Here is a 21,533-nt window from a genome sequence, read left to right as displayed (position 1 = left end):
GTCTACTCTCCTGAGCTCTGGGGCGGGCGGCCGGTGTGGAGCGGCAGTCGGGGATCGATCTCCTGGTGTTCCCAGCTGGTGCGGAGCCAGGTGTGGGCGGGGTCGTCGCAGATGCGCCAGGCCCGTTCGGGGCCGGGTCCGGCCATCACGTTGAGGTAGTACATGTGGTAGCCGGGGGCCGCGATGGACGGGCCGTGGTAGCCGTGCGGGACGAGCACGACGTCGCCGCTGCGGACCTCCTCGAGCACCTCGATCGGCCGCTCGGGCGTGCCGTAGACCCGGTGGAAACCGAATCCTGGTGTGCCCGTCTCGCCTTCGTCGATCTCGAAGTAGTAGATCTCCTCGAGCTCGGACTCGGCGTCGGTGTTCTCGTCGTGCTTGTGGGCGGGGTAGGACGACCAGTTGCCGCCCGGGGTGATGACCTCGCACGCGATGATCGAGTCGGCGTCGAAGACATCCGCGGTGCCGAAGTTGTGCACCTGACGGCTGCAGTTGCCCGCGCCGCGCAGTTCGACGGGGACGTCGGCGGCCGGGACGTACCGGAACGGCATCCGGCGGGTGGCGCGGGCACCGCAGAGCGCGAAGCGGCCACCGGCCGCGCTCGCGACCCGGAAGGAGCTGTCGACGCCGACGTAGGCGAAGTCGGTGGGGCCGTCGAAGACGCTCCGGCGGCCGGCGAGCGTCACCGTCTCGTCGGCGCAGCGCACCTCGGCGGAGCCGGACAGCGGCACGACGAGGATCTCGTCGTCGCCGGACCGGTGCTCGACGTGCTCGCCGGGGCCGAGTTCGACGACCCACAGGCTGGATTCGGACCACCCGGCGGTCCCGGGGGTGACGGCCACGGTGAACGGGGCCTCGCCGGTGGAGCGGGCGGGCAGGTAGTACTTGCTGTTCACGGCGCTCACCGCACCAGCGAGACGGCGGTCGCGACGGCGCCGGCGACGTCGTCGTCGTGCGGGTACAGCAGGGTGCGCCCGACGACGAGGCCGCGCACGGACGGCAGGCCCAGCGCCTTCTCCCAGGCGGCGAAGGCGGTGTCGGGATCGCTGGGGTCCCCGCCGAGCAGCAGGGTCGGCAGCGTGGTGGCGTCCATGACCCGCTCCATCTCGTCGACCACGGGCAGTTTCATCCAGGTGTAGGCGGAGGTGGATCCGATGCCCTGCAGGATGTGGATCGACTTGATGACCGCGTCGGGCGACAGGTCGTTGCGGACCTTGCCGTCGACGCGCCGGGAGAGGAACGGCTCGAGCATAGCGATCAGGCCGTGGTCGGCGAGTTCGTCGACGGCCCGGGCACACTCGGTCATCATCGACAGGGTGCCGGGATCGTCGAGCGCCACCCGGCAGAGCATCTTCGCGCCGTTCATGCGGTACCGGGCGGTCGACGCGGCGGTCGCGCCGGTCATCCGGTCGTCGAATTCGAAGGTGGCGCCGGCGAGCCCGCCGCGGTTCATCGAGGAGAAGACCACCTTGTCCTCGAGCGCGCCGAGCAGCACGAGGTCGTCGAGGATGTCGGAGGTGGCGAGCACGCCGTCGACGCCCGGGTCCGCCAGCGCGGTGCGGAGCCGGTCGAGCAGGTCGGTGCGGCTGTTCATGGCGGTGGGCCGGTCGCCGACGGCCAGGGCGCCGCGGGCGGGGTGGTCGGCGGCGACGATCATCAGGCGCCCGTCGCCGCGCGTCGCGGGCCGGGTGGCCCGCGCGGCCCAGGCCCGTTCGATGGCGCCCGGATCCTCGGCGCGCAGCTCGGTGATCTCGCCGTAGGTCCGCTGGGGCGGGGTCGACGGCAGGGTGGAATTCTCAGACATCGACGGCCTCCGTGGCGGTCGCGTCGGCGAGGTGGGCGACCTCGTCCGCGGTGGGCATGGCGGTGGAGCATTCGAGGCGGGAGGCCACGATGGCGCCTGCGGCGTTGGCGTAGCGCAGGGTCTTCTCGAGCGGCCACCCGGCGAGCAGTCCGTTGATCAGCGAGCCGCCGAACGCGTCGCCCGCACCGAGGCCGTTGACGACGTCCACGGGGTTGGGCGCGACGGTCACCGACTGCGAGCGGGTCTTGCCGAGCACGCCTTTCGGGCCCTGCTTGACGATCGCGAGCTCGACGCCGAGGTCGAGCAGGGCGTCGGCCGCGCGGTGCGCATTGGTCTCGCCGACGGCGATCTCGCACTCCTCACGATTGCCGACGGCGACGGTGACGTGCTGCAGTGCCCGCTGGACCTGCTCGGTGGCGGCCGCCGGGGAATCCCAGAACATCGGCCGGTAGTCCAGGTCGAGGACCGTGTTCCGGATTCGGCCGCGCGCCTCCCAGGCGGCGAAATGTGCACTGCGGCTGGGTTCTTCGGACAGTCCGGTCACCGTCGCCCAGAACAGCCGCGCGGTGCGGACGGCCTCGAGGTCGAGGTGTTCGGGCTGGATCTGCAGATCGGGAGCCGACGGACGGCGGTAGAAGTAGAGCGGGAAGTCGTCGGGCGGGAAGATCTCACAGAAGGTGACCGGGGTGGGGTAGCGGCCGTCGGTGATCAGGTGCCGGGTCCGGACGCCGAGCCGCTCGAGTTCGGCGCGGACGAACCGGCCGAACGGGTCGGCGCCGATCCCGGAAATCAGGGCGCTGCTGCGCCCGAGCCGGGCCGCGGCAACGGCCACGTTCGCGGCGCTGCCGCCGAGAAACTTGCCGAAGGTCGACACGTCCTCCAGTCCGACGCCGGTCTGGAGCGGGTAGATGTCGACGCCGCTGCGTCCGATGGCGAGCACGTCCAGCGGGCGCTCGGTCTGCGTCTGCGTGGTGGTCAAGGCTGCACTCCCGAAAGATGATGGTGGCAGTCCGCGGGGATCGCGGCGTCCACAGAAACTGTGCGCCATGTCACCGGCACGTGTCAATGCTTTGTCCTGACATATTGACTTGCAATCAAGCGTATGTCCGTGTTTACATACACATCAGCTGAATCCGCGGTCCGCCGGGCCGCCTCGCTGGAGATCGGAGTGGTCCGTGAGTGCACAGCTCGCAGTCGAGCTCGACCGTTCGAGCCCGGTACCGCTGTACTTCCAGCTTGCCCAGGCCATCGAAAAGGCCATCCTTGGTGGGGATCTCGCCCCCGGCGACCGGTTCGAGAACGAGCTCGCGCTGGCGCAGCGGCTCAATCTGTCCCGCCCGACCACCCGGCGCGCCATCCAGGAACTCGTCGACAAGGGTCTGCTGGTACGCAAGCGCGGGGTCGGCACGCAGGTCGTCCAGAGTCCCGTCCACCGTCCCGTGGAGCTGACCAGCCTGTTCGACGACCTCGCCCGCGCGGGGCAGACCCCCACCACGAAGCTCCTCGACTATCGGGTGGGCCCTCCGGCCGAGGAGGTCGCGCTCGAACTCAATCTCGGGCCGGACGCGGAGGTGGTGTCGATCCGCCGGCTGCGGTGTACCAACGGGGAACCGCTGGCGATCATGAACAACCACCTCCCGGTCGCGATCGCGCCGGATGCGGACGAACTCGAGGATCACGGCCTCTATCAGTCGCTTCGTGCGCGCGGCGTGCACATCCGGCTGGCCCGCCAGCGCATCGGAGCGCGAGCGGCCACCCGCGAGGAGGCCGGCCTGCTCGACGAGAAGACGGGCGCGCCCCTGCTCACCATGAACCGCACCGCGTACGACGACTCGGGAACCGCCGTGGAGTTCGGTAGTCACTGCTACCGCGCGTCGCGCTACCACTTCGACACCACCGTCGTCGACCGCTGAGAACCCGCGGGCGCCTCTCGTGATGTCGTCGCGGCCGTCGTGGTGAACGCGGCATTCTCGGCGCATCTCCTCACGCTCGCGGCGCCGGCATCGGAGTCGCGGTCGCCGCGCTGACCGTCACCGTGTGCGGGGCAGCGGGGGCTGTGCGGCACCTGCCCGCCGGCGCGGAGTACTCGCTCGCCTCCGTCGTCCTGGCTCTGCTACGGGCACCGACGGTGTTCGAGAGTGCGCGGATGTCCCGCGCGCTCGGTGCCGCGGTGACCGGTTCGGCTCCCGAGCGGGTTCACCGATGACGTTCGGAACCGTTGCCGAACAGTATCTTTCGATTCCTATTCGGGCCTGGGGGCATGCGCACACCGAGGTCGAATCCGACAGCGACAGCGACGGGATCGCCCTCATCCTCGCCAACCCGGACGCGCTGGCCGCCGCCTTATCTCGGAGCGAGGGGACATTCGCACTTCAAGCTCTGTCCCGCATACCCGGTCGACCGCGTCGCGCGCCGGCCGGCGCGCGACAGGGTCCCCGGACACGCGTTCGGGCGGAGGCGATCGTGTCGCCTCCGCCCGAACGTGACGGTCCTCGACGGATCCTCGAGGTCGCGGGTCCTACGCCTTGGGGACGCGGACGATGAGGGCGTCGCCCTGGCCGCCGCCGCCGCACAGGGCCGCGGCCCCGACACCGCCGCCGCGGCGGGCCAGTTCGAGCGCCAGGTGCAGCACGATCCGGGCCCCGGACATCCCCAGCGGGTGGCCCAGCGCGATGGCGCCGCCGTTGACGTTGATCCGGGCCGGGTCCAGCCCCAGCTCGCGGCCGGAGGCGATCCCGACCGCGGCGAACGCCTCGTTGATCTCCACCAGGTCCAGCCCGGCCGGGTCCAGGCCCTCCCGGGCGCAGGCCTTGGCGATCGCCCGGGCCGGCTGGGACTGCAGCGTCGAGTCCGGGCCGGCGACCACCCCGTGCGCGCCGATCTCGGCGAGCCAGGACAGACCCAACTGTTCGGCCCTGGCCCGGCTCATCACCACCACCGCGGCCGCCCCGTCGGAGATCTGCGAGGCCGACCCGGCGGTGACGGTGCCGTCCTTCGCGAACGCCGGCCGCAGTGCCGCCAGCGACTCGGCGGTGGTCTCCGGGCGGATGCCCTCGTCGGCGGTGACCACGACCGGCTCGCCGCGGCGCTGCGGGATCGACACCGGCACGATCTCCGCGTCGAACAGCCCGTCCTTCTGCGCGCGGGCCGCCCGCTGGTGGCTGGCGGCGGCGACGGCGTCCTGCTCGGCACGGGAGACGAACCGGGTGCCGGTGTTGGCGGCCTCGGTGAGGTTGCCCATGGCCTGGTCGGTGAAGATGTCGTGCAGCCCGTCGAAGGCCATGTGGTCGCGCAGGGTCACATCGCCGTACTTGAACCCGGCCCGGGAGTGCTCGAGCAGGTGCGGGGCCCGGCTCATCGACTCCTGGCCGCCGGCGACGACGATGTCGAACTCGCCGGCGCGGATGAGCTGGTCGGCCAGCGCGATCGCGTCGATGCCGGACAGGCACACCTTGTTCACGGTCAGGGCGGGCACGTCCATCGGGATGCCGGCGGCCACGGCGGCCTGCCGGGCCGGGATCTGGCCGGCGCCGGCGGTGAGCACCTGACCCATGATCACGTACTCGACCTGCTCCGGGGCCACCCCGGCCTTGGCGAGGGCACCGGCGATGGCGACCCCGCCGAGGTCCGAACCGGAGAGGTCCTTCAGGGCGCCCTGCAGACGCCCCATCGGGGTCCGGGCTCCGGCAACGATGACAGAACTGGTCACGATGGGGTCTCCGATCTTGTTGTCGAGCAGTGGTATTCGACTACTTCTCTCAGACGAGCTCGTCGATGCGGATCTCGAGCGGCGCCGCGGTGGCCGCAACGACGTCGTCGACGGTCACGCCCGGCGCGAGCTCGCGCAGCGCGAGGGTCCCGTCGCCGACGACGTCGATCACCGCGAGGTCGGTGATGATCCGGTCGACGACACCCTGGCCGGTGAGGGGCAGGGAGCACGTGTCGACGATCTTCGAATTGCCGTCGCGGTCGGTGTGTTCCATGACCACGATGACGCGGCTGGCGCCGTGCACCAGGTCCATGGCGCCGCCCATGCCCTTGACCATCTTGCCGGGAACCATCCAGTTGGCCAGGTCGCCGGTCCGGGAGACCTGCATGCCGCCGAGCACGGCGGTGTCGATGTGCCCGCCGCGGATCATGCCGAACGACAATGCCGAATCGAAGAATGCGGCACCGGGATTGACGGTGACCGTCTCCTTGCCCGCGTTGATCAGGTCCGGGTCGACGTTCTCCTCGGTCGGGTACGGGCCGGTGCCGAGGATGCCGTTCTCCGAGTGCAGCGTCACCTGCACGTCCGGCGGAAGATGACCGGGGATGAGCGTCGGCAGCCCGATGCCCAGGTTGACGTACTCGCCGTCGATCATCTCCGCGGCCGCGCGGGCCGCCATCTGGTCTCGGGTCCATCCCTTGGTGCCGGTCATCGTGCCGCCCCTTCCGTTGCCTGGACTGTCCGCTTCTCGATCCGCTTGTCCTGCGGACCGGTTTCGACGATGCGCTGCACGAAGATTCCCGGCAGGTGCACCTGCGCGGGATCGAGCTCGCCGGGCTCGACGAGTTCCTCGACCTGCGCGATCGTGACCTTCCCGGCCATCGCGGCCAGCGGGTTGAAGTTCATCGCCGTCTTGTCGAAGATCAGGTTGCCGGCGGTGTCGCCCTTGACGGCGTGCACCAGCGCGAAGTCGGCGGTGATGCCCTCCTCCATCACGTACCGCTTGTCGCCGAAGGCCCGGGTCTCCTTCGGCGGGGAGGCCACGGCCACCGAGCCGTCGACGTGGTACCGCCACGGCAGTCCGCCGTCCGCGACGGGGGTGCCGACACCCGCCGGGGTGAAGAACGCGGGGATGCCGGCGCCACCGGCGCGCAGCCGCTCGGCGAGGGTGCCCTGCGGGGTGAGCTCGACCTCGAGCTCACCGGCGAGATACTGGCGGGCGAACTCCTTGTTCTCCCCGACGTAGGAGGCGGTGACCCGGCGGATCTGGCGCGCGTTCAGCAGCAGGCCCAGGCCGTGGTCGTCGACGCCGCAGTTGTTGGAGAACACCTCGAGATCACCGACGCCGGACTCGACCAGCGCGCGGATCAAGGCGTCGGGGATGCCGCACAACCCGAACCCGCCGACGGCGATCGTCGCGCCGTCGGACACGTCCGCGACGGCGGCCGCGGGCGTGTCGAACACTTTCGTTCCCATCACAGACCCCTTCTCGAGACTTCGGTCCCTCCGGACCCCGGTGCAGGATGCGTTCATTCAATGGACGATGACGCATCGGTCGAGTACCACTACATGCTCTGTGTTTGCCGATTTCAAGGCCTTGCGAGCGGCGCATTCGAGATTGCTCGCCCATCGGAACGTCGATTTCGACGGCGTTCACTGAGTGGACGTATTCTCGTGTCATGGAGGAGGCACAGAGACCCCACGTGATCGGCCGCGTCAGCGCGCTGCTGCGCGCGATCGCCGGGCACGAGCCCACCGGCTCGTCGACCTCGGATCTGGCCCGGGCGACGAACCTCGCGCGCCCGACGGCGCACCGCCTGCTGACTTCGCTCACCGACGAGGGCCTCGTCGACCGCGACCCGAAGACCGGTCGATGGTCGCTGGGGCCCGAGCTGTACCTGCTCGGCTCGCTGGCGGCCGGCCGTTACGACATCACCGACCTCGCCCGCGACATCCTGCGCGACCTCGCACGGGAGACCGGCGAGAGCGCCTTCCTGTCCGCCCGGCGCGGGGACGAGACCGTGTGCCTCGCCAGCGAGGAGGGCAGCTTCCCGCTGCGTTCCCACGTCCTCCACGTCGGGATCCGGCTGCCCCTCGGTGTCGCGTCCGCGGGGCTCGTCATCCTGTCCCACCTGTCCGACCGCGACATCGACGAGTATCTGTCCCGTACCGACCTGACCGCCGGGTGGGGGCCGGACCACAGCCGGCAGGCCGTCGAGGAACGGATCGCCGCGACGCGCCTGGCCGGCTACTCCACCAATCCCGCCCTGCTCGTGGAGGGAAGCTGGGGGATGGGGGCCGCCGTCTTCGACCACCGGGACGCGCCGGCCTGGGCGCTGAGCATCACCGGGGTGGAGAGCCGTTTCCGCGCCGACCGTCGTCCCGAACTCGGGGAACTGCTGCTCCGGCAGGCGCATCGTCTCACCCAGTTGCTGCGCCACCGCCCCCGGCGGTCCGGGTGAGGGACGATCGTCCGGACGCGCACCCGGATCGGGCCGCCGCACCGCCCGCACTCGCGTCGCGTCAGCCCGGCCCTCGCCCCGTGAGCACCGCGCGGGCCATCTCGGCCAGCTGCGCCGGACGCTGTGCGAGGGCGTCGATGTCGACCTCCTGATCGCCCATCGCGCCGGCGCGGAACCTCGCCGCCACACCCTCCGCGATGGCTGCGAGCTTCCACAGCGCGAAGCCCTGGTGATACCGCAGGTCGTCGAGGTCACGGCCGGTCGTGTCGGCGTACCGGGAGGCGACCGTGTCGACGTCGAGGAAACCGTCGGCGGGATCGGGCGCCCAGCCGATCACGTCGGCCGACGCCCAGGTGGCGGTGAGCCACCCGAGGTCGGCCATCACGTCGCCGATGGTCCACAGCTCCCAGTCCAGAACCGCGCGCACCTGCCCGTCGGTCCCGATCAGCAGGTTGCCCGGCCGGAAGTCGCCGTGCACCAACCCGGTCCACCGTTCGGCGGGCAGTTTCCGGGTCAGGAGCTCGTGGACGTCCCACACGGGCCCGGGACCGACACCGCCGGCGGTGAGCTGACGGCTCCAGCGCCGAAATTGGCGCTCGAGGTAGCTGCCCGGTTTGCGCAGTTGCGCCAGCGGTCCGGTCGTGGTGTCCACCGCGTGGATCACCGCGAGGGTGTCCACGATGCTGCGGGAGGCGGTCGGTCGGTTCGGCCGGGGGATCGCGGCGACCGTCTCGGCATCGTCGAGGACGATGCCCTCGACGTGCTTCATGACGTAGAAGTCCGCCCCCGTCACCGACCGGTCGGTGCAGCAGCCCGTCACCGGCGGCACCGGCACCGGGCCGCCGGCGAGCAGGTCGAGGATGCGCCACTCCCGCACGACGTCGTGGGCGGAGGAGAGCAGTTCCCCGGTCGGCGGCCGGCGCAGGACCCAACGCGTCCCCGCCTCGTCACGGACCCGGTAGGTGAGGTTGGACCGGCCTCCGGTGATCAGTTCGAAGTGCAACGGGGGTGCGACGTCCGGGAGGTGCTCGACGAACCACGCGGTGACGCGCGCTGCGTCGAGGCCGATCGGCTCGCTCGCGGCATCCACCTGAGCCATCGCGCCCTCTCTGCTCGTTCGGATCCGGTGCGGATCCCTCATGCTTACTCGCCTCGCGCACCGATCGGTACGTGCCGTGCCGGACCACCGGGGAAATTCGGGGCGCGGTCCACGCGCCCCAGACGCCGTTGGGCCCTGACCGGGTCCTCCGCCCGCCGGCGACCCGGGACTCGGGGATCGGGCAAGCCCCGTCGAGCCCGCGCCGACCGTGGCCCGGGCCGCCTGCCCCGGTCACATCCGGATGGCCCGAGCGATTGACATCACACCGCCTCGGGCGCAAACTATGCGAGCGCTCAGCAACTTGAATCTGACGTCAAGTTACGTGACTCCCTGCTGTGAAGGAGCACCCGGATGACCGACGCACCCGCCGCGGCGACCCGCGGCGTGGCCACCACCGACGACCTGGTCCTGACCGAGCGGCGCGGCCCCGTCGCCCTGCTCACCCTCAACCGGCCGGCCAAGCTCAACGCCTGGAGCAACGCGCTCGAGGACCGCTACTTCGACCTGCTCGCCGAGGCCGACGACGACCCGCAGGTGCGGGCCGTCGTCGTCACCGGTGCCGGCCGCGGATTCTGCTCCGGCGCCGACCTCGACGACCTGCGCCACGTCGCCGACGCGTCGGACGACGACCTGATGCGGCCACGCCCGCGCGACTTCCCGCTGCGGGTCCGCACACCGCTCGTCGCCGCGATCCGTGGACCCGTCGCGGGACTCGGCCTGGTCGAGGCTCTCTACTGCGACGTCCGCTTCGGCGACCCGACCGCCCGGTTCACCACCGCGTTCGCGCGCCGCGGGCTCATCGCCGAGTACGGCATCAGCTGGCTGCTGCCCCGCCTCGTGGGCCACAGCCGCGCCACGGACCTGCTCCTGTCGAGCCGTATGGTCGACGCGGACGAGGCCCACCGGATCGGCCTGCTCGACCATCTCGTCACCACCGGCGACGTCGTCGACGCCGCCGTCGCCTACGCGACCGACCTCGCCGCGCACTGCTCGCCGCGGTCGATGGCGACGATCAAGCAGCAGCTGCGCGACGACGCCGACCGGTCCTACCCGGACGCGCTCGCCGCCGCGGACCGCCTGATGCGCGAGGCCTTCCGCGGTCCCGACGTCGCCGAGGGCGTCGCCAGTCACCTCGAGCGGCGCGCCCCCGCGTTCGCCGCCCTGCCCGGGAGTGCCCATGCCCCTGCGTGAAACCGTCGGCATCGACCCGGACGCGATCCTGCGCTGGTTCGGCGACCTCGGCATCGAGCACACCGCGCCGCTGACCTTCGACCGCATCGGGCTCGGACAGTCGAACCTGACCTACCTGGTGCAGGACGGCGACGGCCGCCGGTGGGTGCTGCGGCGACCGCCGCTCGGGCACCTACTGGCGTCCGCGCACGACGTCGCGCGCGAGGCCCGCATCCTCTCCGCGCTCGAGGGCACCGACGTGCCGACGCCGAAGGTGTTCGGGCTCACCGACGATCCGGCATTCAGTGACGTGCCGCTGGTGCTCATGGAGTTCGTCGACGGACAGGTGGTGGACCGGATGTCCGTCGCCGAATCCCTGACGCCGGAGCGCCGCCGCCGGATCGGGCTGTCGCTCGCGCGGACGCTCGGCCGGATCCATGCCGTGGACCTCGAACGTACGGGGCTCGACGCCCTCGCCCGCCCCAAGCCGTATGCGGAGCGGCAGCTGCACCGCTGGGCCGGCCAGTGGGAGAAGTCGAAGACCCGCGAGCTGCCCGAACTCGACGACCTGACCCGCCGGCTCCTGGCCGCCGTGCCGCCACAGCACGAAATCACCTTGGTGCACGGTGATTTCCACCTGCGCAACGTCATCACCTCGTGCGAGAGCGGTGACGTCGTCGCCGCGCTGGACTGGGAACTGTCCACCGTCGGCGACCCCCTCGCCGACGTCGGGTCGTTGTTCGCGTACTGGCCCGAGCCGGGGGAGGACACCGGCGGCGACTTCCCCGCCTCCACCCTCGAGGGCTTCCCGAGCCGCGCCGAACTCGCCGCCGTCTACCTGGACGAGACGGGCCGCGACCCGGCGGCGCTGAAGTTCTGGCACGCGCTGGGGCTGTGGAAGGTGGCGGTGATCGCGGAGGGTGTGATGCGCCGCGCCCTCGACGAACCGCAGAACAAGGCCGCGGCCGGCACTCCCACGGTCGCGCGCATCGACGCTCTCGTCCACAAGGCCCGCGAGATCGCCGACGAAGCCGGCATCTGACGCCCCCACCACCCTCGACACGCAGGAGACGACGATGTCCCCCGACGAGCAGACGACCTCGCGCGACCTCTCCGGGCGCGTGAAACATCTTCTGGACCAGTATGATCCGAGCACGACCGGGCCGGAGGACTTCCTCGGCGCTCGGTTCGACGCGGGTCTCGCCTGGGTGCACTTCCCGCCGGGCCACGGCGGACTCGGCCTGTCGCAGAGTCACCAGGCGCAGGTCGAGGCCGAACTGGCCGCCGCCGGAGCACCCCGGCCCGCCGCGGGCCGCAACGGCATCGGCCTGGGCATGGCCGCGCCCACCATCGCGGCGTTCGGCACCGAGGAGCAGAAACGCCGGTTCCTGCGTCCCCTCTACACCGGACGGCACATCTACTGCCAGCTGTTCAGCGAGCCCGGCGCCGGCTCCGACCTGGCCGCCGTCGCGACCCGCGCGGTCCGCGACGGCGACGACTGGATCGTCAACGGCCAGAAGGTGTGGACGTCGGGCGCGCAGAACGCGCAGATGGCGATCCTGGTGGCCCGCACCGACCCGAGCGTGCCCAAGCACGCCGGCTTGACGTACTTCCTGCTGGACATGAGCGATCCGGGCGTCGACGTGCGGCCCCTGCGGCAGATCACCGGCGAGGCCGAGTTCAACGAGGTGTTCCTCACCGACGTGCGGGTACCCGACGCCAACCGGCTCGGCGACGAGGGGCAGGGCTGGCGCGTCGCCACGACCACCCTCAACAACGAACGCGTCGCGATCGGCTCCGGCGCGCCCCGCGAGGGCGGCATGATCGGCAAGGTCGCCGCGACGTGGCGCGAGCGTCCCGAGCTGCGCGACCCGGCGCGGCACGACCAGCTGATGCGGCTGTGGGTGGAGGCGGAGGTGACCCGGCTGACCGGAGAACGCCTGCGCCAGCAGCTCGCCGCGGGCCAGCCCGGTCCGGAGGGCTCCGGCATGAAGCTCGCGTTCGCCCGCCTCGCCCAGACCGTGTCGGGATTCGAGGTGGAGTTGCACGGCGAGGACGGCCTCCGATACGACGACTGGACCCTGCGCCGGCCTGAGGCGGTGGACTTCACCGGCCGTGAACCCGGATACCGGTATCTGCGCGCCAAGGGCAACTCGATCGAGGGCGGCACGTCGGAGATCCTGCGCAACGTCGTCGCCGAGCGGGTACTCGGGCTGCCGCCGGAACACCGTGTGGACAAGGACATTCCGTGGAAGGACCTGGCGCGATGACCGACCTGCTGTACTCCGACACCGAGGACGCCCTGCGGGACAGCGTCCGTCGCGTGCTCACCGACCGCTGCCCACCGTCCGTCGTGGTGACCGCGTACGACGTCGCGCCCGCCGACTTCTCGGGCGTGTGGAAGACGGTCGCCGCCGAACTCGGGCTGGCGGGGCTGCTGGTGCCCGAGTCGCTCGGCGGCGCCGGCGCGAGCACCCGCGAGGCCGCGGTCGTCATGGAGGAGATCGGCCGGGCCGCCGCGCCGATGCCGTACCTGTCGAGCGCGGTGCTCGCCACCGTCGCGCTGCTGCGCGCCGGCGACACCGGGACCGTGCCGGCCCTCGCGGAGGGCGCCGCGACCGGCGCCCTCGTCGTGCCGTTGTCGACGGCGCCGGACGCCGCGATCACCGGGGTGCGTCGCACGGCCGACGGCCTGACCGGACGGGTCACCAGCGTCGCCGGGGCACACGAGGCCGACGTCCTCGTCGTCCCCGTCGCGGGGCCGGACGGCCTCGAACTGCACACCGTCCGGTCGGACGCCGCCGGCGTCACGGTGACCCCGGTGCTGTCGCTGGACATGACCCGGCCGATCGCCGACGTCGAGTTCGCCGGGGCCGCCTCCACCCGCGTCGACGGCGGCGACGCGGCCGCCGCGGTGACCGAGGCGCTGCAGTGCGGGGCGGTGCTGCTCGCCTCCGAGCAGCTCGGCGTGGCCCAGTGGTGCCTCGAGACCACCGTCGCCTACGTCAAGGAGCGCCGCCAGTTCGGCCGCGCCGTCGGTTCGTACCAGGCGATCAAGCACCGGCTCGCCGATCTGTGGCTCGAGGTGGGCGCGGCGCTGTCGGCCGCCCGGTACGCGGCCGACGCGTACGCACGCGGCGACGACGACACCGCGATCGCGGCGGCGGTCGCCCAGTCCTACTGCAGCGACGTCGCCGTCCACGCTGCCGAGGAGTGCATCCAGTTGCACGGCGGCCTCGGCATGACCTGGGAGTACCCGGCGCATCTCTACCTCAAGCGGGCCAAGGCCGATCAGCTCGCGCTCGGCGTCCCGTCCCGGCACCGTGCCCGGCTGGCGGACCTCGTCGGCCTGCCGGTCTCGTGACCGAAACGATTGCGCTGCAACAACACACGAAAGGACAGGTGCCGCCACGATGAGCTGGTACGACGACAGGCCCTGGATGGCCCAGTACGATCCCCGCGTGGCCGAGGTCGGACCCGTCCCGCGGCGGACCACGCTCGAGGTGTTCGCCGACGCCGTCGCCGCCGCGCCGGACGGGCCGGCGATCACGTATCTCGGTGCGACGCTGACCTATCGGGAAGTCGACGAGTTGACCGACGGCGTGGCGGCCTACCTGCTCGAACACGGCTTCCGCAGGGGCGACCGGCTGGCCGTGTACCTGCAGAACGTGCCGCAGTTCGTCCTCGCGCTGTTCGGCGCGTGGAAGGCCGGCGGCGCGGTGGTGCCGCTGAACCCGATGTACAAGGACGAACTCGACCACATCCTCACCGACGCCGGCGTCGTCGCCGTCGTGTGCGGCGAACAGGCGTGGGCGGACCGGGTGGCGGAGCGGGCCGCCGGGGCGGGCGTGACGATCGCGCTGACCGCGAGCGAACTGGACCTGCAGACCCGGAACGACGAGCGGCTCTTCGCGGGCGTCGAGCGCCGCCGTACGCCGGGCGTCCCCGACCTACTGGAGGTCGCCCGCGAGTGGGCGGGCCGCCCCGTCCCCGATCCGGGCCTGGTCCCCGACGACATCGCGCTCGTCTCCTACACGTCCGGGACGAGCGGACTGCCCAAGGGCGCCACCAACACCCACGCGAACCTCACCGTCAACTGCGTACTGCTGCGCCTGTACGACGAGATTCCGGCGGGTTCGCCGATCTTCGCTCTCGCGCCGCTGTTCCACATCACCGGGATGGTCGTCCAGTTGCTCACCGCGGTGGATCTGGCCGGTCCGCTGGTGCTGGCCTACCGCTTCGACGCCGGGGTGGTGCTCGACGTCCTGAAGCGGGAGCGGCCCGCGTTCATGGTCGGCCCGTCGACCGCGTACATGGCGCTGCTGGCGCATCCGTCGTTCTCGTCGGACGCGTTCGAGTCGCTCCTGACCCTCAACTCCGGTGGCGCGCCGCTGCCACCGGCCATCGTCGAGCGCTTCCGCGAGCGGACCGGCCTCTACATCCGCAACGGTTACGGCCTGACGGAGACCAGCGCGCCCTGTGTCGTCGTGCCCTCCGGCCGCGAGGCGCCGGTGGATCCGGACTCGGGCACGCTGTCGATCGGCCTGCCGCTGCCCACCGCGATGGTGCGCATCGTCGACGAGGACGGCAAGGACCTCGGACCGGGCGAGGTCGGGGAGATCGCCGTCGAGGGTCCCATGGTCGTCCCCGCCTACTGGAACCTGCCCGAGGCCACCGCCGAATCCATCCCGGGCGGGCGGCTGCTGACCGGTGACGTCGGCTTCATGGACGCACAGGGCTGGGTGTACGTGGTCGACCGCAAGAAGGACATGATCAATGCCTCCGGGTTCAAGGTCTGGCCCCGCGAGGTGGAGGACGTGCTCTACCGGCATCCGGCGGTCCGCGAGGCCGCGGTCGTCGGCGTGCCCGACTCCTACCGCGGCGAGTCGGTCGCTGCGTTCGTGAGCCTGCGCCCGGACCAGGACGTCGACCCGGACGAGCTGGTGGCGTGGTGCCGCGACCGGCTGGCCACCTACAAGGCCCCGCGGTCGGTCGAGATCCTGGACGAGCTGCCCAAGACCACCAGCGGGAAGATCCTGCGCCGCGAGATGCGCAGGGTCGCGTCGTCCTGACCCGAGGAGGGAAACACGTGCCGAGCATCGACGAGGTTCTGGGCCTGCGCGAGATCGCCCCGGCGACGTTCCGCGCCGACCCGGTGCCGACCGAGATGGAGCGGACCTTCGGCGGCCAGGTCGCCGGGCAGGCGCTTTCCGCGGCGGCACGGACCGTGCCGCCCGAGTTCGGCGTGCACTCGGTGCACGGGCACTTCCTGCGCCCCGGCCGGCCGCTCGACCCCACCGACTATCGGGTGGACGCCGTGCGGGACGGTGGCAGCTTCCGCACCCGGTACGTCACCGCGGTCCAGGACGGCGAGACGGTGTTCACACTGACCGCCTCGTTCCACCGCGGCGACGACGGGTACACCCATCAGGCGGCCATGCCGGCGACGGCCGGACCGGAAGAGATCGCGGAGAACGGCCGCCCGTGGGCCGCGTGGTACGACTTCCCGGAATGGGACGACTGGGAGCGCCGCTGGCTCCCTGCGGACGAGGCCACGCCCGACGTGCCGTCGCGCCGGCGGCTGTGGATACGGCACCGCACCCCCCTGCCGGACGACCCGGTCCTGCACGCCTGCGCCCTGACGTACTGCAGCGACATGGCGCTGCTCGACATCGCCGTCCTACCGCATCCCGACAGGCCGATCCAGGGAGCGTCCCTCGATCACGCCGTGTGGTTCCTGCGGCCGTTCCGGGTGGACGAATGGCTGCTGTTCGATCAGGTGTCGCCGTCGTCCGAATCGGGGCGCGCCCTGATCCAGGGACAGATCTTCGACACGGCCGGACGACTGGTCGCCGCCGTCGCGCAGGAGGGCATGGTGCGGTTCCACACCGAGCGCGCCGCGGCGGTCGGCGCCGGACGCGCGGAAGGCCGGGCGGAATGAACCTCGCTGCACCCATCTCCGAACGCACCGCCGTCCTGGTCGACTTCGGCGGGGTGATCACCACGAGCGTGTTCGCCGCGTTCGAGGAGTTCGGCGCGACACTCGGCGATCCGGGACTGCCGCTGCGGCTGCTCGGCGGCGACCCGATCTCGCGCGGGCTGCTCGCCGAGCACGAGTCGGGGCGCATCGACGCGGAGGAGTTCGAGCAGGGCTTCGCCGAGCGGTTGCGCGCCCACGGGGCGGCCGTGACCGCGGAGGGACTCGCCGCCCGGATGCAGGCCGGGATGCGGCGCGACGACCGGACGGTGGCCCTCGTCGACGACCTCCGGGCGGCCGGCGTGCCGGTCGCATTGGTGTCCAACGCCTTCGGCCGGGACTGCTATGCTGGCTTCGACCTGGCCGCGCTCGCGGACGAGGTGGTGATCTCCGCCGAGATCGGCATCCGCAAGCCGTCGCGCCGCATCTACGCCCTCGCGTGCGAGCGGCTGGGGGTGGCGCCCGAGCAGGCCGTGATGGTCGACGACCTGCAGCAGAACCTCGACGGGGCGGCGCGGATCGGCATCGCCGGCGTGCTGCACACCGACGCCGACACCACGCGCCTCGAGCTCGCCGAGCGGTTCGGCTTCGTGACGGGACGAGTGCCCGGTCAGGTGTGAGCCGTCGGCGCGCGGGTACCCGCCACCCATGACCAACGCACAGCCCCACAGCCCCGACGCCGCGACGGTCGACGTCGCGGGTTCGCCGGACGAGTCGGTCAAGGAGACCCAGCTGCTGCAGGTGCTGACCAAGGCGGCGAACACCCTCAACGAAGCCGGGGTGCCGTTCGCGGTCGGCGGTGGATGCGCGGTGTACGCGCGCGGTGGGCCCGCGTCCGACCACGACGTGGACCTGTTCGTCCGCCCCCGGGACGTGGACGCCGCGCGGGAGGCGCTCGTCGCCGCCGGCATGCGTCCGGTCGATCCGCCCGAGAACTGGCTGAGCAAGGTCTACGAGGGGGAGCATCTCGTGGACCTGATCTTCCGCCCCAACGACCGGGACGTCGACGATTCGATGCTCGCCCGCGCCCAGTGGATGCGCATCGGCCCGACCGCGGCGCCGGTGATCAGCGGCACCGACCTGATGAGCGACAAGCTCAACGTGCTCGACGCGCACCGCTGCGACTTCGCGCCGCTGCTGCGCATCGCCCGCGCCCTGCGCGAGCAGGTGGACTGGGCCCAGGTGGCCACCGCCACGGCGGCGTCGCCGTACGCCCGCGCCTTCCTCGGCCTGCTCGCCGACCTGGGCATCATCGAACCCGGCTCGGAGGTCCGGCGATGAGTCACGAACACCCGGAGCAGGATCACCCGCAGTATGTGGTGGCGCACCTGCACCGCGCCCTGGCCGAGGATCCCCGCACCGCCGAACAGGGCGTGCGCGTCACGATCCGCGGCACCGACGTGTACCTGACCGGCGAGGTCGCCAGCGCCGCACGCCGCGACGCGCTGACCCTGGTGGTGCAGGAACAGCTACCGGACGTCACCGTCCACAACGACGTGCACGTGGTCGACTCGCGCGACCCCGGAACCTCGGTGGAGGAACTGCGATGAGGATTGCCGCCGTCGGCGACGTACACCTGGCCGAGGACGCCCGCGGCCATCTGCGGCCCGCCCTCGAACACCTGCACGAGCATGCCGACGTGCTGCTGCTCGCCGGTGATCTCACCCGGCACGGCACCGTCGACGAGGCGCGCGTCGTCGCCGACGAGTTCGGCGACCTGCCGGTGCCCGTCGTCGGTGTACTCGGCAATCACGACTACCACAGCGACGCCGCGGACGAGATCACCGAACTGCTCCGCGACCGGGGCATCGTCATGCTCGAGGGTGAGTCGGTCGTCCTCGAGGTGGACGGGGCGCGGCTCGGTGTGGCGGGGACCAAGGGATTCGGCGGGGGTTTCGCGGGCAAGTGCGCGAGCGCGTTCGGTGAGCCGGAGATGAAGCAGTTCGCCGGGCACACCGTGGAACTGGCCGACAGGTTCCGCAGCGCCGTCGCCGAGCTCGACGGTGCCGACGTCCGCGTCGGGCTGCTGCACTACTCGCCGATCAGCGACACCCTGCGCGGCGAACCCGCCGAGATCTACCCGTTCCTCGGGTCGTATCTGCTCGGCGAACCGGTCGACGAGTTCCACCTGGACCTGGCCGTGCACGGGCACGCGCACGCCGGGTGCGAGCGCGGCACCACCCCGGGCGGCGTGCGGGTCCGCAACGTCGCGCAGCCGGTCATCCGCACCGCCTACGCGGTCTACCGGTTCGAGAACTGATCGCTGGGGGCCGGTCGCGGGGTGGCGGGTCCCGACACTCGACCACCCCGCGCGAGCCCTCAGGCGTCGTCGGTCATCTTCAGCACGAGCTTGCCGGTGTTCGCGCCGTCGAACAGCATGTTGAGCGTGCGCCCGAAGGCCTCGGCGCCGCCGCTCTCGACCTGCTCACGGGTGACCAGTTCGCCGCGGCGGATCCACTCCGACACCGCGGCCATGCCCTCGGGGAAGCGGTCGAGGTAGTCGAAGACGATGAACCCGGCCATGGAGGCCCGGTTCACCAGCAGGGACAGGTAGCGTGACGGCCCCGGCTGCGGGTCGGTCGCGTTGTAGCCGGAGATGGCACCGCACAACACGACTCGCGCATTCTTGCGCAGCACGGCGAGCGCCGAGTCGAGCGTCTCACCGCCGACGTTGTCGAAGTAGATGTCGATCCCGTCCGGCGCGGCGGCGTGCAGCGCCCGGCCCACGGAACCGGCCTTGTAGTCGATGGCGGCGTCGAAGCCCAGTTCGTCGGTGAGCCACGCGCACTTGTCGGGCCCGCCGGCGATGCCGATGACGCGACATCCGCTCAGTTTGGCGATCTGCCCGGCGATGCTGCCGACGGCCCCGGCGGCGCCCGAGACGAGCACGGTGTCGCCCGGCTTCATCCGCCCGACGTCGACGAGGCCGAAATATGCTGTCATGCCAGGGAATCCGAGGGCGCCCAGCCACACCGGCGGGGCCGCAAGGGATTCGTCGACCGGGACGACGCCGCTACCGTCGGAGACGGCGTAGTCGCACACCCCGAAGTGTCCCGAGACGAGTTGCCCCTCCTTGTAGTCGTCGTGCCGGGATTCGTGTACCCGGCCGACGGCATGGGCGCGCATGATCTCGCCGATCGCGACCGGCGGGATGTACGAACGGACGTCGTTCAGCCACCCCCGCATGGCGGGGTCGAGGGAGACATACTCGACGCGGACGGTGAACTCGCCGTCGGCGGGCCGCGGAACGGGTGCGGTGGTGATGTCCCAGGTGGACTCGTCGGGGCGGCCGACCGGTCGTCGCGCCAATCGGACCTGCTTGTTCACGGACGCCATGCGTATTCCTTTCGGCAGCGGAACGTCTACTGCGGTGCGGTGATTCGGACTCCTCGCGAGAATTCCGGGCAGTTGAATCCGACACCGGATTCAACTATACATGGCGGGTGACCGGGATCACCCCGGCCGTCGCGGATGCCCCGAGAAACGGAAGGTCGACATGACACGCCAGCTCGACACGGTCCCCACCGATTCCGATGCGCTCGAGGCCGCGCTCGCCGAGATCCGGCGGGTGCAGGAGGCCCACTGGCCGCCGGAGGTGCCGCGCACGGTGGAGTACCCGATCGAGGGTCGCGGGCTCGTGGACTACCTGCGGCACTGGGCGAGCGTGCGTCCCCACGCCCCCGCGATCGAGTTCTACGGTCGCACCGTCGGCTATGCCGAGTACGACGACCTCTCCGACCGGTTCGCCGGCTGGCTGCTCGCCCGCGGCGCCCGGGCCGGCGACCGCGTCGGTGTCCACCTCGGCAACTGCCCGCAGTTCCACGTCGCGATGCTCGGGATCCTCAAGATCGGCGCCGTCCACGTGCCCGTGAACCCGATGCTGCGCGAGCACGAACTCGCCCACGAGCTCGCCGACGCCGGCGTCACGATCCTGCTCACGCAGCCCGAACTGCTCCCGCTCGTGGAAGCGGTCCGGCCGCGCACCCCTGTGCGGCACGTCGCCGTCACCGCCCTCGGCGACATGCTCGCCGGTGTGGCGCCGGGGGAGGTGCCACCGCCCTTCCCGGTCGCCGATCCCGCCGTCGGCGACTGGGCGGGCATCGTCGACAGCCCCCGCGCTCCTGCCGTCGCGACCGATCCGGACGCGCTCGCCGCGCTGAACTACACCGGTGGCACCACCGGCATGCCGAAGGGCTGTGAGCACACCCAGTGGCACATGGTCTACACCGCCGCCGCGGCCACCGTCGGCGGCGGCCGCCGGGTGGGGGAGACGACGGTGGTGCTCAACTACCTGCCCATGTTCTGGATCGCCGGCGAGGTTTTCGGCATCCTCAATCCCCTCGTCAACGGCGGCACCGTCGTGCTGATGACCCGGTGGGACGCGGACGCCGCGCTGGCCCTCGTCGAGCGGCACGGAGTCACCAGCACGGTCGGCACCGTCGACAACTACGTGGAGCTGTTGGAGGCGCCCGGCTTCGACGGCAGCCGCGCCGCCAGCCTCGACAACGCCATGGCGGTGTCGTTCGTGCTGAAGCTGGATCCGGCGATCCGCCGGCGGTGGCGCGACGCGACCGGCCACACCCTGCGGGAGGCGAGCTACGGCATGACCGAGACGAACACCGCCGACACCTTCACCCTCGGCTTCCAGGACGGCGACGTCGACCTCCAGAGCGAGCCCGTGTTCTGCGGCCTGCCGGTGCCGGGCACCGACATCCTGATCGTCGACGAGACGGGCGTTCCGGTGCCGATCGGCGCGACCGGGCAGATCATCGTGCGCAGCCCCTCGGTGACGACCGGGTACTACCGCAACGCCGAGGCCACCGCGGACTCGTTCCAGGGCGCCTGGTTGTGCACCGGTGACGTCGGTCGGTTCGACGAGCGGGGCGCGCTGCACTATCTCGCCCGCAACAAGGAGATGATCAAGACCAACGGCATGAGCGTCTTCCCCGCCGAGGTCGAGGCGCTGCTGCGCATGCATCCGGACGTCGCGACGGTCGCGGTGGTCCCCAAGTCCGACCCGGACAGGGGACAGGTCGCGTTCGCGTTCGTCCAGCCGGTCCCCGGCGCGGCCGTCACGGCCGAGGGGCTCGTGGCGTGGGCGCGGGAGAACATGGCCGGCTACAAGGTGCCGATCGTCGAACTCGTGGCTGCGCTGCCCATGACCGCCACCGGCAAGATCCGCAAGGGCGACCTGTTCGCGCGGGCGGAGGAGCGCAACTAGGGCGGGCCGGAGCCGGGCCGGGAGGGGTGCAGCGCAGCCTCCCCAGCCGACCTCAATGATTGGTAGGCTAACCAAACCAAGGATAGCCTGA

21 protein-coding genes are annotated in these 21,533 nt (G+C 71.5%); 13 read left to right on the top strand and 8 right to left on the bottom strand.

Annotated features, from left to right (window positions below):
- Positions 1–2 precede the first annotated feature (2 nt).
- Genes iolB through iolC form a run of 3 tightly spaced genes read right to left on the bottom strand, consistent with a single transcriptional unit; the run spans position 3 to position 2,783 of the window.
- The gene (gene iolB / locus OCS65_RS24845) at positions 3–896 is read right to left on the bottom strand and encodes a 5-deoxy-glucuronate isomerase (protein ID WP_029541104.1); all 894 of its coding nucleotides are present in this window, start codon (positions 894–896) and stop codon (positions 3–5) included.
- 5 nt (positions 897–901) lie between these two features.
- Positions 902–1,804, bottom strand: a complete 903-nt coding sequence (locus OCS65_RS24840) for a Cgl0159 family (beta/alpha)8-fold protein (RefSeq protein ID WP_263507939.1) — start codon at positions 1,802–1,804, stop codon at positions 902–904.
- Positions 1,797–2,783, bottom strand: coding sequence for a 5-dehydro-2-deoxygluconokinase (gene iolC / locus OCS65_RS24835; RefSeq protein WP_263507937.1), 987 nt, complete (start codon positions 2,781–2,783; stop codon positions 1,797–1,799). The genes OCS65_RS24840 and iolC overlap by 8 nt, the downstream gene beginning before the upstream one ends.
- Positions 2,784–2,979: 196 nt before the next feature.
- Here iolC and OCS65_RS24830 point away from each other — a divergent pair, with 196 nt between their 5' ends.
- Positions 2,980–3,717: a GntR family transcriptional regulator gene (locus tag OCS65_RS24830; protein ID WP_006937917.1), complete on the top strand. Its 738-nt coding sequence runs from the start codon at positions 2,980–2,982 to the stop codon at positions 3,715–3,717.
- 605 nt (positions 3,718–4,322) lie between these two features.
- Here the strand turns inward: OCS65_RS24830 and OCS65_RS24825 are convergent.
- The 3 genes from OCS65_RS24825 to OCS65_RS24815 are packed head-to-tail and all read right to left on the bottom strand — an operon-like array spanning position 4,323 to position 6,989.
- Entirely contained in the window at positions 4,323–5,513 is a 1,191-nt protein-coding gene (locus OCS65_RS24825) for an acetyl-CoA C-acetyltransferase (protein WP_185712663.1), read from the bottom strand.
- 49 nt (positions 5,514–5,562) lie between these two features.
- Positions 5,563–6,225, bottom strand: coding sequence for a CoA transferase subunit B (locus tag OCS65_RS24820; RefSeq protein ID WP_006942868.1), 663 nt, complete (start codon positions 6,223–6,225; stop codon positions 5,563–5,565).
- Positions 6,222–6,989: a CoA transferase subunit A gene (locus OCS65_RS24815; protein ID WP_029541161.1), complete on the bottom strand. Its 768-nt coding sequence runs from the start codon at positions 6,987–6,989 to the stop codon at positions 6,222–6,224. The genes OCS65_RS24820 and OCS65_RS24815 overlap by 4 nt, the downstream gene beginning before the upstream one ends.
- A 203-nt stretch (positions 6,990–7,192) precedes the next feature.
- Between OCS65_RS24815 and OCS65_RS24810 the strand changes: the two genes are divergently transcribed.
- The gene (locus tag OCS65_RS24810) at positions 7,193–7,975 is read left to right on the top strand and encodes an IclR family transcriptional regulator (protein ID WP_043801479.1); all 783 of its coding nucleotides are present in this window, start codon (positions 7,193–7,195) and stop codon (positions 7,973–7,975) included.
- A 61-nt stretch (positions 7,976–8,036) separates the two neighbouring features.
- On the opposite strand, the gene OCS65_RS24805 is transcribed toward OCS65_RS24810, so the two are convergent.
- Positions 8,037–9,074 (bottom strand): phosphotransferase family protein, encoded by a 1,038-nt coding sequence (locus tag OCS65_RS24805; RefSeq protein ID WP_029541167.1) that lies wholly within the window; start codon positions 9,072–9,074, stop codon positions 8,037–8,039.
- Positions 9,075–9,425: 351 nt separating this feature from the next.
- Here OCS65_RS24805 and OCS65_RS24800 point away from each other — a divergent pair, with 351 nt between their 5' ends.
- Genes OCS65_RS24800 through OCS65_RS24755 form a run of 10 tightly spaced genes read left to right on the top strand, consistent with a single transcriptional unit; the run spans position 9,426 to position 18,481 of the window.
- Positions 9,426–10,265: an enoyl-CoA hydratase-related protein gene (locus OCS65_RS24800; RefSeq protein WP_006942875.1), complete on the top strand. Its 840-nt coding sequence runs from the start codon at positions 9,426–9,428 to the stop codon at positions 10,263–10,265.
- Positions 10,252–11,286, top strand: a complete 1,035-nt coding sequence (locus tag OCS65_RS24795) for a phosphotransferase family protein (RefSeq protein ID WP_006942877.1) — start codon at positions 10,252–10,254, stop codon at positions 11,284–11,286. The genes OCS65_RS24800 and OCS65_RS24795 overlap by 14 nt, the downstream gene beginning before the upstream one ends.
- A gap of 34 nt (positions 11,287–11,320) precedes the next feature.
- Positions 11,321–12,514: an acyl-CoA dehydrogenase family protein gene (locus OCS65_RS24790; protein ID WP_263507935.1), complete on the top strand. Its 1,194-nt coding sequence runs from the start codon at positions 11,321–11,323 to the stop codon at positions 12,512–12,514.
- Positions 12,511–13,608 carry an acyl-CoA dehydrogenase family protein gene (locus tag OCS65_RS24785; RefSeq protein ID WP_263507933.1) on the top strand — a complete coding sequence of 366 codons (1,098 nt, stop codon included), beginning with the start codon at positions 12,511–12,513 and terminating at the stop codon, positions 13,606–13,608. The genes OCS65_RS24790 and OCS65_RS24785 overlap by 4 nt, the downstream gene beginning before the upstream one ends.
- Positions 13,609–13,657: 49 nt before the next feature.
- A complete protein-coding gene (locus OCS65_RS24780) occupies positions 13,658–15,316 on the top strand; it encodes an AMP-binding protein (protein ID WP_050034592.1) in 1,659 nt (552 codons plus the stop codon).
- Positions 15,317–15,333: 17 nt separating this feature from the next.
- Positions 15,334–16,185 (top strand): acyl-CoA thioesterase, encoded by an 852-nt coding sequence (locus OCS65_RS24775; protein ID WP_029541176.1) that lies wholly within the window; start codon positions 15,334–15,336, stop codon positions 16,183–16,185.
- Entirely contained in the window at positions 16,182–16,841 is a 660-nt protein-coding gene (locus OCS65_RS24770) for an HAD family hydrolase (protein WP_006942885.1), read from the top strand. Before OCS65_RS24775 ends, OCS65_RS24770 begins: the two co-directional genes overlap by 4 nt.
- A gap of 28 nt (positions 16,842–16,869) precedes the next feature.
- A complete protein-coding gene (locus OCS65_RS24765; RefSeq protein ID WP_029541180.1) occupies positions 16,870–17,502 on the top strand; it encodes a nucleotidyltransferase in 633 nt (210 codons plus the stop codon).
- Entirely contained in the window at positions 17,499–17,771 is a 273-nt protein-coding gene (locus OCS65_RS24760; RefSeq protein WP_050034594.1) for a BON domain-containing protein, read from the top strand. The genes OCS65_RS24765 and OCS65_RS24760 overlap by 4 nt, the downstream gene beginning before the upstream one ends.
- Positions 17,768–18,481, top strand: a complete 714-nt coding sequence (locus tag OCS65_RS24755; RefSeq protein WP_050034595.1) for a metallophosphoesterase family protein — start codon at positions 17,768–17,770, stop codon at positions 18,479–18,481. Before OCS65_RS24760 ends, OCS65_RS24755 begins: the two co-directional genes overlap by 4 nt.
- Before the next feature lie 59 nt (positions 18,482–18,540).
- On the opposite strand, the gene OCS65_RS24750 is transcribed toward OCS65_RS24755, so the two are convergent.
- Positions 18,541–19,557 carry an NADP-dependent oxidoreductase gene (locus OCS65_RS24750; RefSeq protein ID WP_006942896.1) on the bottom strand — a complete coding sequence of 339 codons (1,017 nt, stop codon included), beginning with the start codon at positions 19,555–19,557 and terminating at the stop codon, positions 18,541–18,543.
- Positions 19,558–19,717: 160 nt separating this feature from the next.
- Between OCS65_RS24750 and OCS65_RS24745 the strand changes: the two genes are divergently transcribed.
- Positions 19,718–21,442 carry an AMP-binding protein gene (locus tag OCS65_RS24745; RefSeq protein WP_263507928.1) on the top strand — a complete coding sequence of 575 codons (1,725 nt, stop codon included), beginning with the start codon at positions 19,718–19,720 and terminating at the stop codon, positions 21,440–21,442.
- Positions 21,443–21,533: the final 91 nt, after the last annotated feature.

This window comes from Rhodococcus aetherivorans, assembly GCF_025722975.1.
GTDB lineage: Bacteria > Actinomycetota > Actinomycetes > Mycobacteriales > Mycobacteriaceae > Rhodococcus > Rhodococcus aetherivorans.
The sequence above is the reverse complement of the archived record's forward strand: the minus strand, read 5'-3'. Positions and strand labels throughout refer to the sequence as shown.

What these genes read in the sequence shown, in the direction of transcription:
- OCS65_RS24800 (WP_006942875.1), top strand. Translation starts at nt 9,426, where the DNA reads ATGACCGACGCACCCGCCGCGGCGACCCGCGGCGTGGCCACCACCGAC.
- OCS65_RS24750 (WP_006942896.1), bottom strand. Translation starts at nt 19,557, where the DNA reads ATGGCGTCCGTGAACAAGCAGGTCCGATTGGCGCGACGACCGGTCGGC.
- OCS65_RS24760 (WP_050034594.1), top strand. Translation starts at nt 17,499, where the DNA reads ATGAGTCACGAACACCCGGAGCAGGATCACCCGCAGTATGTGGTGGCG.
- OCS65_RS24755 (WP_050034595.1), top strand. Translation starts at nt 17,768, where the DNA reads ATGAGGATTGCCGCCGTCGGCGACGTACACCTGGCCGAGGACGCCCGC.
- OCS65_RS24780 (WP_050034592.1), top strand. Translation starts at nt 13,658, where the DNA reads ATGAGCTGGTACGACGACAGGCCCTGGATGGCCCAGTACGATCCCCGC.
- OCS65_RS24790 (WP_263507935.1), top strand. Translation starts at nt 11,321, where the DNA reads ATGTCCCCCGACGAGCAGACGACCTCGCGCGACCTCTCCGGGCGCGTG.
- OCS65_RS24785 (WP_263507933.1), top strand. Translation starts at nt 12,511, where the DNA reads ATGACCGACCTGCTGTACTCCGACACCGAGGACGCCCTGCGGGACAGC.
- OCS65_RS24770 (WP_006942885.1), top strand. Translation starts at nt 16,182, where the DNA reads ATGAACCTCGCTGCACCCATCTCCGAACGCACCGCCGTCCTGGTCGAC.
- OCS65_RS24815 (WP_029541161.1), bottom strand. Translation starts at nt 6,989, where the DNA reads ATGGGAACGAAAGTGTTCGACACGCCCGCGGCCGCCGTCGCGGACGTG.
- OCS65_RS24745 (WP_263507928.1), top strand. Translation starts at nt 19,718, where the DNA reads ATGACACGCCAGCTCGACACGGTCCCCACCGATTCCGATGCGCTCGAG.
- OCS65_RS24765 (WP_029541180.1), top strand. Translation starts at nt 16,870, where the DNA reads ATGACCAACGCACAGCCCCACAGCCCCGACGCCGCGACGGTCGACGTC.
- OCS65_RS24810 (WP_043801479.1), top strand. Translation starts at nt 7,193, where the DNA reads ATGGAGGAGGCACAGAGACCCCACGTGATCGGCCGCGTCAGCGCGCTG.
- OCS65_RS24805 (WP_029541167.1), bottom strand. Translation starts at nt 9,074, where the DNA reads ATGGCTCAGGTGGATGCCGCGAGCGAGCCGATCGGCCTCGACGCAGCG.
- OCS65_RS24840 (WP_263507939.1), bottom strand. Translation starts at nt 1,804, where the DNA reads ATGTCTGAGAATTCCACCCTGCCGTCGACCCCGCCCCAGCGGACCTAC.
- OCS65_RS24795 (WP_006942877.1), top strand. Translation starts at nt 10,252, where the DNA reads ATGCCCCTGCGTGAAACCGTCGGCATCGACCCGGACGCGATCCTGCGC.
- OCS65_RS24820 (WP_006942868.1), bottom strand. Translation starts at nt 6,225, where the DNA reads ATGACCGGCACCAAGGGATGGACCCGAGACCAGATGGCGGCCCGCGCG.